The sequence below is a fragment of the Vibrio sp. B1REV9 genome, from assembly GCF_905175395.2.
GTDB classification, from domain to species: Bacteria; Pseudomonadota; Gammaproteobacteria; order Enterobacterales; family Vibrionaceae; genus Vibrio; species Vibrio alfacsensis.
Map to the genome: position 1 here is coordinate 197,648 of NZ_HG992745.1, position 14,623 is coordinate 212,270.

Here is a 14,623-nt window from a genome sequence, read left to right on the forward strand (position 1 = left end):
CCACATGCACGCCGATCTTTATTCCGATTTAATCAATCACGCTTCCTTGAAAGCGAAGCGAAACAACTTATTGAACATGGACAACAACTCGAATTGCCAACGCGCCATATTCTCAACCATCAAGGTGAGTTCAGTTCACATATTTACTTTGTATTAGAGGGGGTGTGCCATGCCAGTTACCTGACAGACAAAGGCAAAGAGTTCAGTAAAGAGTTCTACTGGGAAAAAGACTGGGTAATTGGTTTTGAAAGTCTCATAAAAAATGGGCCAGCTCCTTATTTATTGGAGACCCTAACGCCTTGTAATCTTTACTGCTTACCCATTCATGTACTGCATCGATGGCGTCAAGAAAAACACCCAATTTACATCAAGCTACTGGAAGCGCAGTTGATGCATAAGGAAAATAAAGAACGCTTTATGCTGCTCTACTCGCCAGAAGAACGCTACCAATTATTTTGCCAACACTATCCAGATTTAGAGCAACGTATTACAGATAATCAAATTGCCGCTTACTTAGGTATTACTCCCATCAGCTTAAGCCGCATTAAATCGCGCTTAAATAATAGATTGAATAGCGTTAATTGAGTTCAATATGCAGTGTTAGATGAAATAAAAAACAAAGGCGCTCAATATCGAGCGCCTTTGTTTTTAGAGAGTCCTGATTATTTCAAAATTCGAGCTCTGAATTGACGGCCTTTCATCTTACCGTTACTGATAGTCTGCAGAGCTTTCTTTGCAACTGCCTTATCCACTGCAACATAAGCTCGCATTGGGAACAAATGAATCTTGCCAACTTGAGAACCAGGAATACCATCTTTGCCCGTTAGACAGCCAAGAATATCGCCAGGACGCACTTTTTGCTTTTTCCCGCCATCGATCTGAATCGTCACCATCTTTGATTGGTAAGGTTGCTGGTTCGACTTTGCAGGTAAGGTTGCTGGCATGACGTCCATATCTAAGTATTCTTCGATGCGGGCGACACGTAATCCATCTTTCTCTCCAAAGAAACTGAACGCTAAACCTTTGCTGCCTGCACGACCAGTACGACCAATACGATGCACATGCACTTCAGGATCGCGAGAAAGCTCGAAGTTAAATACTGCATCAAGGTTATCCACGTCCAAACCACGCGCAGCAACATCCGTTGCCACTAGGATCGAAACGCTCTTGTTGGCAAACTGCACTAAAGCTTGATCGCGTTCACGCTGCTCAAGATCACCGTGAATATCAATCACGCTGAACCCTTTATGGTGTAATTCATCCGCTACGTTTTGAACTTCTTTCTTCGTATTACAGAACACCACAGCGGATTCAGGCTGATGCGTTAACAACAGATTTGCTAACGCTTCGTCACGCGCTTCTGAGCCATCAACTTTGTAAAAGTATTGAGCAATACTGGATGTGTCGTGGGTGGATTCCACTTTGATCATCTCAGGTGATTGCATAATACGTTGAGCAATTTGTTCAATCTTTTCAGGGAAAGTGGCACTAAATAGCAGAGTTTGACGCTGTTTCGGCGCGGCATCAATAACCGCATCTAACGCATCTTGAAAGCCCATCTCCAACATACGGTCTGCTTCATCCAACACGAGCGTATTAAGCTCTTCTAGATTAATACGACCTTTCTCTAGGTGATCAAGAATACGACCCGGTGTACCGACCAGAATATGAGCGCCATGTTCTAATGAACCGATTTGTGGACCCATTGGCATACCGCCACACAGTGTCAGTACTTTAATATTGTGAATACCACGACCTAGCGTGCGGATCTCTTTCGCCACCTGATCTGCCAACTCGCGGGTTGGGCAAAGCACTAAAGATTGCACGCGAAAGCGTTTTACGTTCAAGTTAGACAATACGCCTAAGCCAAACGCAGCTGTTTTACCTGAGCCAGTTTTACCCTGACCAATCACGTCACGCTGATTCAAAATCGCAGGTAAGCTCAACGCTTGAATTGGCGTCATATGGGTGTAGTTCAATGATTCAAGCGTCTCTAGTAGCGCTGGATTAAGCCCTACTTGGTCAAAAGTTTGTTTGCTCACGGGGAAATATCCTCAGGTGGGATGAAAGAGAGGGCACATTATCGCCAGATTTATCACGAAGACCAGTGAAAATTAACCATTGTTAATGAGTAATAGTAGAAAACGAAGTAAAGTCAGTAGCATTGGCTCATTATTGGATATTGAAAATGATCAACTGGAGTGCCCTACCTTTCTCTCAACTGACTACTAAGCAACTGTATGAGATGCTGCAACTGCGTGTTGATGTCTTTGTGGTGGAGCAAACCTGTCCCTATCCGGAGTTAGATGGCAAGGATGTGTTAGAGGGCGTGTACCACCTACTCGGTTATCAAGGCGATGAGCTGGTTGCCAGTGCTCGTTTGCTGCCTGCCGGTACGACTTATGACAACGTCAGTGTTGGGCGTGTGGTGACCAAACAAAGTGCACGCGGTGGTGGTCTTGGGCATGAATTGCTTGAGCAAGCCCTGCACCATTGCCAACGCCTATGGGCTGACCAAACGATTGATATCGGCGCGCAAGAGCATCTTGTGGCGTTCTATGCCAGTCATGGATTTGAAGCCATTTCTGAAAGTTACCTTGAGGATGGGATCCCTCATGTGGATATGCGAAGAAGCATTGATATGAGCCGCTCGCGATAAAGGAGCGGCAATAGAAATGATTCTTTTAACCTGTAAGATGGAACGTTTGGTTTTTATGCATTTAGCAGCCGTTCTTAAATAACTATTCCTAAAAACTTTCTGAATATCTGTTTTTTTGAACAACTGCTTTTTTAAACCACTGCTTTTTGAGCGTCTAGCGCTACTTATTGCGACCGAATGAGCCATCCGACAAACGGAAAAACATAACAGAATTGCCATTTTTCTCGAGTTGCAGCATATCTAATTTCCCATCATCAGAAAGCTTAAAACGAATTAACTGACCTTGCTTAATATGACTGAGAGGTTTGTCACCGCCCTCAATCGCAACCAACGCATTAAGGTCAGCCATTGAGAGTTGGTTGTTACGGAACACTTGTGCCAACGTATCCCCATTTTTAATTTGATATTCTTTCCAGCTTTCTGATTGTGGTTGAGAAACCTGTGTGGAGTTTTGATCACTCAAACTTTGCGTATTCAACTGAATCGTGACACGTTGAGTTTCAACCGGGGTCACATTCGTCGATGACATCTCTTTAGGTGTTGGTACCACAAGAAGTAAAAGTACCACAGGAACCAATACCATCAGTGCACGCTGATGAAGCTTCGGCAAACCTTGCCAGAACTGAACGATTGGGGAGAATTTTTGCTGCCACTTTTCTTTGTCAAACGACTGCTTCCAATCGATGGCAGCAAGCTTTTGCTTCATCAATCCGACATGGTCGACTTGCTGCTTTTTCTTTCTGCGACGATTCATTCTAATGAGTCCCTTAAAACTTCTAACACCAGTATAAAAATACCAGCGCGGAGAGTATATGTTTTTCGCCAAAGTAAAATGGGATTTCAAAGAAATTGGCAGAAATTTCACTTGGAGTAAGAGATAAGTCACACCATTAAAGCTTGATGACGCCAATGAGCCACAATCATTTAAACCTTAGCGTGAAACTGATATCCTGTGGACTTTCTCACTCCTAATAAGAGCGACATTCATGTCTGAAATTAAATTTGAAACTGCAGAGCAGAAAGCAAGCTACGGTATTGGTCTGCAAATGGGTCAGCAACTAGCGGGGTCTGGTCTAGAAGGTCTAAGCGTTGACGCTATTGCTGCGGGTATAGCTACAGCACTAACAGGTGATATGCCATCAATCGAAATTGATGAAATCAACAAAGCACTTCAAGAACTTCACACGCGCGCAGAAGCCGCTCGTCAAGAAGCCGCTAAAGCAGCAGCCGCTGACGGTGAAGTGTTCCTAAAAGACAACGCTCTACGTCCAGAAGTAAATGTTCTTGAATCTGGTCTTCAGTACGAAATCATTACTGAAGGTACAGGTGAAATCCCAACTTCAGACAAATCAGTACGTGTTCACTACCACGGTGAGCTAACAGACGGCACTGTATTTGACAGCTCAGTTTCTCGCGGTCAGCCAGCTGAGTTCCCAGTAACAGGCGTAATCAAAGGTTGGGTTGAAGCACTTCAACTAATGCCTGTAGGTTCTAAGTGGAAACTGTACATCCCACAAGATCTTGCATACGGCGAGCGTGGTGCGGGTGCTGCAATCCCTCCATTCGCAGCACTTGTATTCGAAGTAGAACTACTAGACATCCTGTAATTAGCACTAATCAGTGATTTCCTAAAGCAGCTCAATCGAGCTGCTTTTTTTTGTCTACAATTTATACGGACTCACTCCAAACTAAAGGACAAGAAATGAAAACACTGACTCTACTTTTTACCCTCCTTATTCTTTCAACACCGACGTTAGCCGATAATGTCGTCCAAGAAACAGAAGGAGAGTTGGAAAAAGTAAAACAAAGCACTGAAAACATGATGAAAAAAGCGGAAGCTGACTCAGATAATTTAATGAAAGATACGGAAGCAGATACGCAGAAAGCGATGAGTAGTGCCGATGATCTTGTGAAAGGAGTTGAACTGGAACACCAAAATCCTATTGCTGATATGGTTGGGGAAAAACTTTCTATTTCTACGGATATGGCCGCATCGGGTTCAAGTGCCATGCTTGCTCTTGCTGAGAACCAGCTCAAAGGCGATAACTTGTCTGAACTTAATAAATTGGTTCCGGGATTATCTGATCTCACTGACATAAGCCTCACTATGGGCTCTATTGACAGTCTGGATAAAGTAAAGAGTGCGTTTAGTAAATCAGGAATGGATGCTTCTCAAATCGCTCAGTTCTCACCAATAATTTTGGATTACCTGAAACAAAAAGGGGCAAGTGATAACTTACTGGGGTCACTGAGTTCCGTGTGGAGTATGTAGATATTAACGAAGAATCTTGGTTCGCTTTTATAGTATTAAAAATACAAATATAGAATTAACAAATACAAAAAAGCCGAGCTATCGCTCGGCTTTTTCGTTCTTACGAACTGATTACTCAGCAGCTTCTTCAGCAGCTGGGCGATCAACAAGCTCAATGTAAGCCATTGGAGCTTTATCACCAGCACGGAAGCCAGCTTTTAGGATACGAGTGTAACCGCCCTGACGAGCAGCAAAACGTGGACCTAGTTCGTTAAATAGTTTTGCAACTACTTCGTTGTCACGAGTACGTGCAAATGCTAGACGACGGTTAGCAACACTGTCAGTCTTAGCTAGTGTAATCAAAGGCTCAACTACGCGACGTAGCTCTTTTGCTTTTGGCAAAGTAGTCTTGATAACTTCATGACGTACTAGAGAGCTAGCCATGTTGCTGAACATCGCTTTGCGATGTGAGCTGTTGCGGTTGAGTTGACGACCACTCTTACGATGGCGCATGACCTAATCCTTCTAACTAGTATCGATTAATCTTCAGCGATTGATGCAGGTGGCCAGTTTTCTAGGCGCATGCCCAGAGACAAACCACGTGACGCAAGTACATCTTTAATCTCAGTAAGAGATTTTTTACCAAGGTTAGGCGTTTTAAGTAGCTCAACCTCAGTGCGTTGTACTAGATCACCGATGTAGTGAATCGCTTCTGCTTTCAAACAGTTAGCAGAGCGAACTGTTAGTTCAAGATCGTCTACAGGACGCAGTAGGATCGGATCGAATTCTGGCTTCTCTTCCTTCTCCTCAGGTACACGTACATCACGAAGATCTACGAACGCATCCAATTGTTCAGCTAGGATAGTAGCTGCACGACGGATTGCTTCCTCAGGTTCTAGAGTACCGTTTGTTTCCATATCGATAACAAGCTTGTCTAGATCAGTACGCTGTTCTACACGAGCTGCTTCTACAGCGTAGGCAATTTTGTCTACTGGGCTGTAAGTAGCATCTACTAGTAGGCGACCGATTGGACGCTCGTCTTCTTCAGTATGGATACGCGCAGAAGCTGGAACATAACCACGACCACGTTCAACTTTAATTCGCATTGCGATTTCAGCGTTGTCATCCGTTAGGTGACAAATAACGTGTTCTGGGTTAGCGATCTCTACATCACCATCATGGGTGATGTCACCTGCAACCACAGGGCCCGAGCCTGATTTGTTCAGTGTAATGAACACTTCATCTTTGCCTTCGGCAACGCGGACAGCCAAACCTTTAAGGTTTAGAAGAATTTCAAGAATATCTTCTTGAACGCCTTCTTTAGTGCTGTACTCATGAAGTACGCCTTCAATCTCTACTTCTGTGACTGCACAACCAGGCATAGAAGATAGAAGAATGCGGCGAAGTGCATTACCTAGAGTATGACCAAAGCCACGCTCTAATGGCTCAAGAGTTACTTTTGCGTGAGTCGAGCTGATCTGTTCGATGTCAACTAGACGTGGCTTAAGAAATTCTGTTACAGAACCCTGCATTGTGTCCTCTCTTTAGTTTAACCTTACTTAGAGTAAAGCTCGACGATCAATTGTTCGTTGATGTCAGCTGATAGATCTGAACGTTCAGGCATACGCTTGAATGTACCTTCCATCTTGCCACCATCTACTTCAATCCAAGTTGGTTTTTCACGTTGTTCAGCAACTTCTAGAGCCGCTTTAATACGAGATTGCTGTTTAGCTTTCTCGCGGATAGATACAACGTCATTAGCCGCTACTTTGAAAGAAGGAACGTTTACAACTTTACCGTTAACTAGGATAGCTTTGTGGCTAACTAGCTGACGTGCTTCTGCGCGAGTTGCACCAAAGCCCATGCGGTAAACTACGTTATCAAGACGACCTTCAAGAAGCTGAAGTAGGTTTTCACCAGTGTTGCCTTTTAGGCGAGCAGCTTCTTTGTAGTAGTTACGGAATTGTTTTTCTAGAACGCCGTACATACGACGAACTTTTTGCTTCTCACGAAGCTGAACGCCATACTCAGATAGACGACCGCGACGAGCGCCGTGTACACCTGGTGCGTTATCAATTTTACACTTGGTATCGATCGCGCGAACACCAGACTTAAGGAACAAGTCAGTGCCTTCACGACGGCTAAGCTTCAGCTTAGGACCCAAATATCTTGCCATGATCTTTCTCCAGTAATCTAAAAAACGTTATACGCGACGTTTTTTTAGGTGGACGACAACCGTTATGAGGGATTGGTGTAGCATCAACGATGTTTGTGATGCGGAAACCAGCTGCGTTCAGTGCGCGAACCGTAGATTCACGACCTGGACCAGGACCCTTAACCATAACTTCCAAGTTCTTTAGACCGTATTCTTTAGCCATTTCAGCACAACGCTCAGCAGCAACCTGTGCAGCGAACGGAGTAGACTTACGAGAACCGCGGAAACCAGAACCACCTGCAGTAGCCCATGCTAGAGCGTTACCTTGACGGTCAGTAATAGTTACGATTGTGTTATTGAAAGATGCATGGATGTGCGCAACACCGTCTGCAACTTGTTTGCGAACGCGTTTACGCGTGCGAGTTGGTTGTTTAGCCATTGTACTCTACCTTCCCGATTATTTCTTGATCGGCTTACGCGGACCCTTACGGGTGCGAGCATTGGTTTTAGTACGCTGTCCACGTAGTGGTAGACTGCGACGATGACGAAGACCACGGTAACAGCCAAGGTCCATAAGACGCTTGATGTTCATTGATACTTCACGACGTAGATCACCTTCTACAGTGTATTTAGCTACACCATCACGCAGTTGATCGATCTGCTCTTCAGTTAGTTCACTGATCTTAACATCTTCAGCAATACCCACTTCAGCTAGAATAGCTTGAGAGCGAGTTTTACCGATGCCGTAGATCGCAGTTAGTGCGATTACAGCGTGTTTTTGATCAGGAATGTTAATGCCTGCTATACGGGCCATTATTCACTCCTAAGTGTTTCTATAAAAGAATTAGCCGCAGCAAAGCCCGTGATGGATACGCTGCGGAGTACTACTTCTTTTGCACGCAAAAGGTAGGCCGAGGAATATACTCGACCTAACCTTAGTTTTCAAGTAAAAACTTCTGCTAATTAGCCTTGGCGTTGTTTATGCTTTGGCTCACTGCTACAAATCACGCGAACGACACCGTTACGCTTGATTACTTTACAGTTACGGCAGATTTTTTTAACGGAAGCACGAACTTTCATTGCTAAACTCCGTAATTGAAACTGAGTCTACCGCCGTATTAACGACCGTAGCCTTTCAGATTCGCTTTCTTCAACACAGAATCATACTGTTGAGACATCAGATGAGTCTGTACCTGTGCCATAAAGTCCATGATAACAACAACTACGATAAGTAGTGATGTACCGCCGAAGTAGAAACGTACGTTCCACGCGACCATCATGAACTCGGGAATCAGACAGATAAAGGTAATGTACAGTGCGCCCGCTAGGGTTAAACGTGTCATTACTTTATCGATGTACTTCGCTGTCTGCTCACCTGGGCGGATGCCGGGTACGAATGCACCAGACTTCTTCAAGTTATCTGCTGTTTCACGCGGGTTGAAAACCAACGCCGTGTAGAAGAAACAGAAGAAAATAATTGCTGCTGCATAAAGCATTACATACAGCGGTTGACCTGGGCTAAGAGCCAAAGACACGTCAGTTAACCAACCGAACGCGCTGCTCTCACCGTTCTGACCAAACCACTGAGCCAATGTTCCTGGGAACAGGATAATACTTGATGCAAAAATCGCAGGAATAACACCAGCCATATTAATTTTAAGTGGCAAGTGTGAGCTTTGCGCAGCAAATACTTTACGACCTTGTTGACGCTTAGCGTAGTTAACGACGATTCGACGCTGACCACGTTCCATGAAAACAACGAAGTAAATTACTGCAAAAGCCAATACTGCGATTAACAGTAGAAGAAGTACATGCAATTCACCTTGACGCGCTTGCTCGATTGTTTGACCGATTGCAGATGGCAATCCAGCAACAATACCTGCAAAAATCAGAATGGAAATACCATTACCGATTCCTCGCTCTGTAATTTGTTCACCTAACCACATTAGGAACATGGTGCCGGTTACTAAACTTACGGTAGCAATTAGCGTAAACATGGTTTGGTTGATAACAACCAGATTATCGACCATGCTTGGTAAGCCAGTTGCAATACCAATAGCTTGGAATGTTGCAAGTACAAGCGTGCCGTAGCGTGTATATTGGCTGATCTTACGACGGCCTGCTTCACCCTCTTTTTTGAGTTCCGCTAACGCTGGATGAACTACAGTTAGCAATTGGACAACAATAGATGCCGAAATATACGGCATGATGCCCAATGCTAATATAGATGCACGCTCAAGAGCACCACCGGAGAACATGTTAAACATTTCTACGATGGTACCTTTTTGCTGTTCGAACAAATCGGCAAGTACAGCAGCGTCAATACCAGGGATCGGCACAAAAGAGCCGGCTCGGAATACTAAAAGTGCACAAATTACGAATAATAAGCGCGACTTTAGTTCACTTAAGCCGCTCTGAGCACTACGAAAATCTTGTCCTGGTTTCTTAGCCATCTGTACCTCGTTCCTCGAGATTATGCCTCGATTTTACCGCCTGCAGCTTCGATTGCAGCTTTAGCGCCTTTAGTCACACGTAGACCTTTAACAGTCACTGCTTTATCAATCTCACCAGAAAGAACAACTTTTACGAATTCGATGTTCTTAGTGATGATGTTAGCAGCTTTAAGGCTGTTTAGATCAACCACGTCACCAGATACTTTCGCTAGTTCACCTAGACGAACTTCAGCAGACACTAGGCTCTTACGAGAAGTGAAACCGAATTTTGGTAGACGTTGTTTCAGAGGCATTTGACCGCCTTCAAAACCTGGACGAACTTTACCGCCAGAACGTGATTTTTGACCTTTGTGACCACGGCCACCAGTTTTACCTAGGCCCGAACCGATACCGCGACCTAGACGCTTAGGAGCGTGCTTAGAACCAGCAGCCGGTGCAAGAGTATTCAAACGCATTCTGATTACTCCTCAACTTTAACCATGTAGTAAACCTTGTTGATCATGCCGCGCACGCACGGAGTATCTTCAAGTTCTACTGTGTGGTTGATTTTACGAAGACCTAGACCGCGCAAAGTAGCTTTGTGCTTAGGTAGGCGACCAATTGAGCTTTTAGTTTGAGTTACTTTAATAGTTGCCATGGTGTTCTTACTCCGAAATAGCTTCAACAGTTAGACCACGTTTAGCAGCAACCATTTCTGGTGACTTCATACTACCTAGCGCATCGATCGTTGCACGAACGATGTTGATTGGGTTCGTAGAACCGTACGCTTTAGATAGTACGTTGTGTACACCAGCAACTTCTAGTACTGCACGCATCGCACCACCTGCGATAACACCAGTACCTTCAGCAGCAGGCTGCATGTAAACTTTAGAGCCCGAATGGCGACCTTTCACTGGGTGGTGAAGTGTGCCTTCGTTTAGCGCGATAGTAGTCATGTTACGACGCGCTTTTTCCATTGCTTTTTGAATCGCTGCAGGTACTTCACGAGCTTTGCCGTAACCGAAACCTACACGACCGTTACCGTCACCAACTACAGTTAGTGCAGTGAAGCTCATGATTCGACCACCTTTAACCGTTTTAGAAACGCGGTTAACTGCGATTAGCTTTTCTTGCAAATCATTCGCTTGAACTTGTTGTTCTTTAGCCATCTTCCAACCCTACCTTAGAATTTCAGACCAGCTTCGCGAGCAGATTCTGCTAGCGCCGCTACTCGACCGTGGTATTGGAAACCAGAACGATCAAATGCAACTGCAGTTACGCCTTTTTCAAGAGCGCGTTCTGCAACAGCTTTACCTACTGCTTTAGCTGCATCGATGTTACCAGTGTATTTCACTTGCTCACGGATCGCTTTTTCTACAGTAGAAGCTGCTGCGATAACCTCAGAGCCGTTAGCCGCGATAACCTGTGCGTACACGTGACGAGGAGTACGGTGTACAACTAGGCGAGTCGCACCCAGTTCTGCAATCTTACGACGTGCGCGTGTAGCACGACGGATGCGAGATGCTTTCTTATCCATAGTGTTACCTTACTTCTTCTTAGCTTCTTTAGTACGCACATTTTCATCTGCGTAACGAACACCTTTACCTTTGTAAGGCTCAGGTTGACGGTAAGAACGAATGTCAGCCGCAACTTGACCAACTAGTTGCTTGTCACAACCAGTGATAACGATTTCAGTTTGGCTTGGACATTCAGCTTTAATACCCGCTGGCAACTCGTGCTCAACTGGGTGAGAGAAGCCTAGTGTTAGACCTACAGCGTTGCCTTTGATAGCAGCACGGTAACCTACACCTTTAAGAGTTAGCTTCTTAGTAAAGCCTTCAGTAACACCAACAACCATGTTGTTAACTAGAGCGCGAGCTGTACCAGCTTGTGCCCATGCGTTTACAACACCTTCTTTAGGACCGAAAGTCAGGTTGTTATCTTCCTGAGCGATAACTACAGCGTCGTTTAGTACGCGAGTCAGTTCGCCTTTAGCACCTTTTACAGTGATTTCTTGGCCGTTTAGTTTCACCTCTACGCCAGCTGGAATAGCGACAGGTGCTTTAGCAACACGAGACATAGTCTACTCCTTATTAAGCTACGTAAGCGATGATTTCACCACCAAGACCTGCTTTACGTGCAGCGCGGTCTGACATAAGACCCTTGGAAGTAGAAACGATAGCAATACCCAGACCGCCCATTACAGAAGGAAGTTGATCTTTCTTCTTGTAAACACGTAGACCTGGACGAGAAACACGTTTAAGTTGCTCGATTACTGGTTTTGCTTGGAAGTACTTAAGTGTAACTTCTAGCTCAGGTTTTGCTTCGCCTTCAACAGCGAAGTCAACGATGTAACCTTCAGCTTTTAGTAGTGCAGCAATTGCAACTTTAAGCTTTGAAGAAGGCATTTTTACAGCAACTTTGTTTGCTGCCTGACCGTTACGAACGCGGGTCAGCATATCCGAAATCGGATCTTGCATGCTCATATGATTTACTCCAAATGATTAAGTGGCAATTACCAGCTAGCCTTACGAAGACCCGGAATCTCGCCTTTCATGCAAGCTTCACGAACCTTAATACGGCTTAGACCGAACTTACGTAGGTAACCGTGTGGACGACCAGTTTGGTTACAACGGTTGCGCTGACGTGATGCACTTGAATCACGTGGAAGAGACTGCAGTGATAGAACTGCGTTCCAACGATCTTCTTCAGATGCGTTTACATCGCTGATGATAGCTTTTAGCGCTGCACGCTTTTCAGCGAACTTAGCTACTAGCTTTGCACGTTTAGCTTCACGTGCTTTCATTGATTGTTTAGCCATAACAGTAACCCTTCACCTTACTTACGGAATGGGAAGTTAAAGGCAGCCAGCAGAGCTCGGCCTTCCTCATCAGTACCAGCAGACGTCGTAATAGTGATGTCTAAACCGCGTACACGATCAACTTTATCAAAGTCGATTTCCGGGAAGATGATTTGCTCGCGAACGCCCATGCTGTAGTTACCGCGTCCGTCAAAAGACTTAGCGCTAACACCACGGAAGTCACGTACACGTGGAAGAGCGATGTTAATCAAACGCTCAAGAAAATCCCACATACGTTCGCCACGCAAGGTTACTTTACAACCGATAGGGTAGCCTTCACGGATTTTGAAACCTGCAACAGATTTGCGAGCTTTAGTGATAAGTGGCTTTTGACCAGAGATCGTTGCCATATCAGCAGCTGCGTTTTCTAGCAGTTTCTTATCGTTGATTGCTTCACCAACACCCATGTTTAGGGTGATTTTCTCGATTCTAGGGACTTGCATGACGCTTGTGTAGCTAAACTGTTTGGTCAGTTCAGCGACTACAGACGACTTGTAGTAATCATGCAGTTTCGCCATAGTAGAACTCCAAATTACTTCTATTAGTTAGAAACGGTTTCGCCGTTAGACTTGAAGAAACGAACTTTCTTGCCGTCTTCAATACGGAAACCGATACGGTCAGCTTTACCAGTAGCTGCGTTAAAGATTGCAACGTTAGAAGCATCAATAGCTGCTTCTTGTTCAACGATGCCACCTTGTTGACCTAGAGCCGGAACCGGCTTTTGGTGCTTCTTAACAAGGTTGATACCTTCAACGATAACTTTACCAGTTGCTAGGACCTTAGTTACTTTACCTTTCTTGCCTTTGTCTTTACCAGCAAGAACGATTACTTCGTCGTTACGACGGATTTTAGCTGCCATTTCTACGTGCTCCTTACAGAACTTCTGGAGCCAGTGAAACAATCTTCATGAACTTATTGCCACGAAGTTCGCGTGTCACAGGACCAAAGATACGTGTACCGATTGGTTGCTCAGTAGTGTTGTTCAACAGTACGCAAGCATTTCGGTCGAAGCGAATGACAGAACCGTCAGGACGACGTACGCCTTTACGGGTGCGCACTACAACCGCCTTCAGAACGTCACCTTTTTTAACTTTACCGCGAGGAATTGCTTCCTTAACAGTAACTTTGATGACGTCACCGATATGTGCATAACGGCGGTGTGAGCCACCCAGAACCTTAATACACATTACGCTGCGTGCGCCTGAGTTATCAGCTGCGTCCAGCATACTTTGCATTTGGATCATGTTAGTGCTCCGCTAAATATTAATAACTAGACCCATCACGGGTCGGGCTGCCTCTTAAAAGAGACGCGGATTGTACCACCCTTTTTTGTGATTGGGTAGTCAAAAAATAAACGGCCCCAAAAAAATTTTTGGAGCCGCTTTCCTACCTATAGAATAGTGAAGATTACATCTTCGCCTTTTCTACAACTTTTACCAAAGTCCAAGACTTAGTCTTAGACAGTGGACGGCACTCAGCGATTTCAACTTTGTCGCCTAGGCCACATTCGTTGTTCTCGTCGTGTGCGTGTACTTTAGTTGTGCGTTTTACGAACTTACCGTAAATTGGGTGTTTTACGAAACGTTCGATAGCAACTACGATAGACTTGTCCATCTTGTCGCTAACTACACGACCTTGTTGAGTACGTTTTACTTCGCTCATTATGCGCCTGCCTTCTCAGTCAAAACAGTTTTCACACGTGCGATATCACGGCGTACAGCTTTCAGAGTATGAGTTTGCTGTAGTTGACCAGTTGCAGCTTGCATGCGCAAGTTGAACTGTTCACGTAGCAAATTCAATAGCTCAGCGTTAAGCTCTTCAACGCTCTTTTCGCGTAGATCTTGTGCTTTCATCACATCACCTGCTTAATTACAAATGTAGTCTTGAATGGCAGTTTACGAGCCGCTAAACGGAACGCTTCACGTGCCAATTCTTCAGGTACACCACCCATTTCGTACATAACCTTACCAGGTTGGATTTGGGCTACCCAGTACTCAACGTTACCTTTACCCTTACCTTGACGAACTTCAAGTGGTTTTTCTGTGATTGGTTTGTCTGGGAACACACGGATCCAGATTTTACCTTGACGCTTAACGTGACGTGTCATTGCACGACGTGCCGCTTCAATTTGACGAGCAGTTAGACGACCACGGCCAACAGCTTTAAGACCGAATTCGCCGAAGCTTACATCAGTACCTTTAGCTAGACCACGGTTACGACCTGTCTGAACCTTACGGAACTTAGTACGTTTAGGTTGTAGCATCTG

Annotated in this window: 25 protein-coding genes and 1 pseudogene; 4 read left to right on the top strand and 22 right to left on the bottom strand. The window is 44.9% G+C overall.

Annotated elements, in window-relative coordinates; all coding sequences use genetic code 11:
- Positions 1-4 precede the first annotated feature (4 nt).
- Positions 5-585: pseudogene (locus tag KHN78_RS06275) on the top strand (Crp/Fnr family transcriptional regulator).
- Positions 586-662: 77 nt separating this feature from the next.
- On the opposite strand, the gene dbpA reads toward KHN78_RS06275, so the two are convergent.
- Positions 663-2,042 carry an ATP-dependent RNA helicase DbpA gene (dbpA, locus tag KHN78_RS06280; RefSeq protein ID WP_211915496.1) on the bottom strand — a complete coding sequence of 460 codons (1,380 nt, stop codon included), beginning with the start codon at positions 2,040-2,042 and terminating at the stop codon, positions 663-665.
- 146 nt (positions 2,043-2,188) lie between these two features.
- On the opposite strand from dbpA, the gene KHN78_RS06285 reads away from it, so the two are divergent.
- Positions 2,189-2,659, top strand: coding sequence for a GNAT family N-acetyltransferase (locus tag KHN78_RS06285; protein WP_211915497.1), 471 nt, complete (start codon positions 2,189-2,191; stop codon positions 2,657-2,659).
- A 160-nt stretch (positions 2,660-2,819) separates the two neighbouring features.
- On the opposite strand, the gene KHN78_RS06290 is transcribed toward KHN78_RS06285, so the two are convergent.
- Positions 2,820-3,413, bottom strand: a complete 594-nt coding sequence (locus KHN78_RS06290) for a LysM-like peptidoglycan-binding domain-containing protein (RefSeq protein ID WP_211915498.1) — start codon at positions 3,411-3,413, stop codon at positions 2,820-2,822.
- Between the two features lie 232 nt (positions 3,414-3,645).
- Here KHN78_RS06290 and KHN78_RS06295 point away from each other — a divergent pair, with 232 nt between their 5' ends.
- Positions 3,646-4,266, top strand: a complete 621-nt coding sequence (locus tag KHN78_RS06295) for an FKBP-type peptidyl-prolyl cis-trans isomerase (RefSeq protein ID WP_211915499.1) — start codon at positions 3,646-3,648, stop codon at positions 4,264-4,266.
- Between the two features lie 95 nt (positions 4,267-4,361).
- The gene (locus KHN78_RS06300; RefSeq protein WP_211915500.1) at positions 4,362-4,931 is read left to right on the top strand and encodes a DUF2780 domain-containing protein; all 570 of its coding nucleotides are present in this window, start codon (positions 4,362-4,364) and stop codon (positions 4,929-4,931) included.
- 111 nt (positions 4,932-5,042) lie between these two features.
- On the opposite strand, the gene rplQ is transcribed toward KHN78_RS06300, so the two are convergent.
- The 20 genes from rplQ to rplP all read right to left on the bottom strand — a co-directional run bounded on the left by rplQ (position 5,043) and on the right by rplP (position 14,620).
- Positions 5,043-5,423 (bottom strand): 50S ribosomal protein L17, encoded by a 381-nt coding sequence (rplQ, locus tag KHN78_RS06305; protein ID WP_005383141.1) that lies wholly within the window; start codon positions 5,421-5,423, stop codon positions 5,043-5,045.
- A gap of 26 nt (positions 5,424-5,449) precedes the next feature.
- Complete coding sequence (locus KHN78_RS06310) at positions 5,450-6,442, bottom strand: DNA-directed RNA polymerase subunit alpha (protein ID WP_010445384.1); 993 nt, start codon at positions 6,440-6,442, stop codon at positions 5,450-5,452.
- A 23-nt stretch (positions 6,443-6,465) separates the two neighbouring features.
- Entirely contained in the window at positions 6,466-7,086 is a 621-nt protein-coding gene (rpsD, locus tag KHN78_RS06315) for a 30S ribosomal protein S4 (RefSeq protein WP_014230671.1), read from the bottom strand.
- Positions 7,064-7,504, bottom strand: a complete 441-nt coding sequence (gene rpsK, locus KHN78_RS06320) for a 30S ribosomal protein S11 (protein ID WP_211915501.1) — start codon at positions 7,502-7,504, stop codon at positions 7,064-7,066. Before rpsK ends, rpsD begins: the two co-directional genes overlap by 23 nt.
- Before the next feature lie 18 nt (positions 7,505-7,522).
- The gene (gene rpsM, locus KHN78_RS06325) at positions 7,523-7,879 is read right to left on the bottom strand and encodes a 30S ribosomal protein S13 (RefSeq protein ID WP_005450559.1); all 357 of its coding nucleotides are present in this window, start codon (positions 7,877-7,879) and stop codon (positions 7,523-7,525) included.
- 149 nt (positions 7,880-8,028) lie between these two features.
- On the bottom strand, positions 8,029-8,145 hold the full coding sequence (gene rpmJ, locus KHN78_RS06330; RefSeq protein ID WP_042478686.1) for a 50S ribosomal protein L36: 117 nt from the start codon (positions 8,143-8,145) through the stop codon (positions 8,029-8,031).
- Between the two features lie 38 nt (positions 8,146-8,183).
- Positions 8,184-9,518, bottom strand: a complete 1,335-nt coding sequence (secY, locus tag KHN78_RS06335) for a preprotein translocase subunit SecY (protein WP_211915502.1) — start codon at positions 9,516-9,518, stop codon at positions 8,184-8,186.
- A 20-nt stretch (positions 9,519-9,538) separates the two neighbouring features.
- Positions 9,539-9,973, bottom strand: coding sequence for a 50S ribosomal protein L15 (rplO, locus tag KHN78_RS06340; RefSeq protein WP_128811818.1), 435 nt, complete (start codon positions 9,971-9,973; stop codon positions 9,539-9,541).
- A gap of 5 nt (positions 9,974-9,978) precedes the next feature.
- Positions 9,979-10,155 (bottom strand): 50S ribosomal protein L30, encoded by a 177-nt coding sequence (rpmD, locus tag KHN78_RS06345; RefSeq protein ID WP_000201159.1) that lies wholly within the window; start codon positions 10,153-10,155, stop codon positions 9,979-9,981.
- Between the two features lie 7 nt (positions 10,156-10,162).
- Positions 10,163-10,666, bottom strand: a complete 504-nt coding sequence (rpsE, locus tag KHN78_RS06350; RefSeq protein WP_005435090.1) for a 30S ribosomal protein S5 — start codon at positions 10,664-10,666, stop codon at positions 10,163-10,165.
- A gap of 14 nt (positions 10,667-10,680) precedes the next feature.
- The gene (rplR, locus tag KHN78_RS06355; RefSeq protein WP_021451677.1) at positions 10,681-11,034 is read right to left on the bottom strand and encodes a 50S ribosomal protein L18; all 354 of its coding nucleotides are present in this window, start codon (positions 11,032-11,034) and stop codon (positions 10,681-10,683) included.
- Between the two features lie 9 nt (positions 11,035-11,043).
- Positions 11,044-11,577, bottom strand: a complete 534-nt coding sequence (rplF, locus tag KHN78_RS06360) for a 50S ribosomal protein L6 (protein WP_211915503.1) — start codon at positions 11,575-11,577, stop codon at positions 11,044-11,046.
- A gap of 13 nt (positions 11,578-11,590) precedes the next feature.
- A complete protein-coding gene (gene rpsH / locus KHN78_RS06365) occupies positions 11,591-11,983 on the bottom strand; it encodes a 30S ribosomal protein S8 (protein ID WP_128811822.1) in 393 nt (130 codons plus the stop codon).
- A gap of 29 nt (positions 11,984-12,012) precedes the next feature.
- The gene (gene rpsN, locus KHN78_RS06370; protein ID WP_211915504.1) at positions 12,013-12,318 is read right to left on the bottom strand and encodes a 30S ribosomal protein S14; all 306 of its coding nucleotides are present in this window, start codon (positions 12,316-12,318) and stop codon (positions 12,013-12,015) included.
- 17 nt (positions 12,319-12,335) lie between these two features.
- Positions 12,336-12,875, bottom strand: a complete 540-nt coding sequence (gene rplE / locus KHN78_RS06375; RefSeq protein ID WP_004745887.1) for a 50S ribosomal protein L5 — start codon at positions 12,873-12,875, stop codon at positions 12,336-12,338.
- A 23-nt stretch (positions 12,876-12,898) separates the two neighbouring features.
- Positions 12,899-13,216, bottom strand: a complete 318-nt coding sequence (gene rplX / locus KHN78_RS06380; RefSeq protein ID WP_096994896.1) for a 50S ribosomal protein L24 — start codon at positions 13,214-13,216, stop codon at positions 12,899-12,901.
- A gap of 13 nt (positions 13,217-13,229) precedes the next feature.
- Complete coding sequence (gene rplN / locus KHN78_RS06385; RefSeq protein ID WP_128811826.1) at positions 13,230-13,601, bottom strand: 50S ribosomal protein L14; 372 nt, start codon at positions 13,599-13,601, stop codon at positions 13,230-13,232.
- A 163-nt stretch (positions 13,602-13,764) separates the two neighbouring features.
- On the bottom strand, positions 13,765-14,019 hold the full coding sequence (gene rpsQ, locus KHN78_RS06390) for a 30S ribosomal protein S17 (protein WP_211915505.1): 255 nt from the start codon (positions 14,017-14,019) through the stop codon (positions 13,765-13,767).
- Complete coding sequence (gene rpmC / locus KHN78_RS06395) at positions 14,019-14,210, bottom strand: 50S ribosomal protein L29 (protein ID WP_004410456.1); 192 nt, start codon at positions 14,208-14,210, stop codon at positions 14,019-14,021. The genes rpsQ and rpmC overlap by 1 nt, the downstream gene beginning before the upstream one ends.
- A complete protein-coding gene (rplP, locus tag KHN78_RS06400; RefSeq protein ID WP_099079984.1) occupies positions 14,210-14,620 on the bottom strand; it encodes a 50S ribosomal protein L16 in 411 nt (136 codons plus the stop codon). Before rplP ends, rpmC begins: the two co-directional genes overlap by 1 nt.
- Positions 14,621-14,623 lie beyond the last annotated feature (3 nt).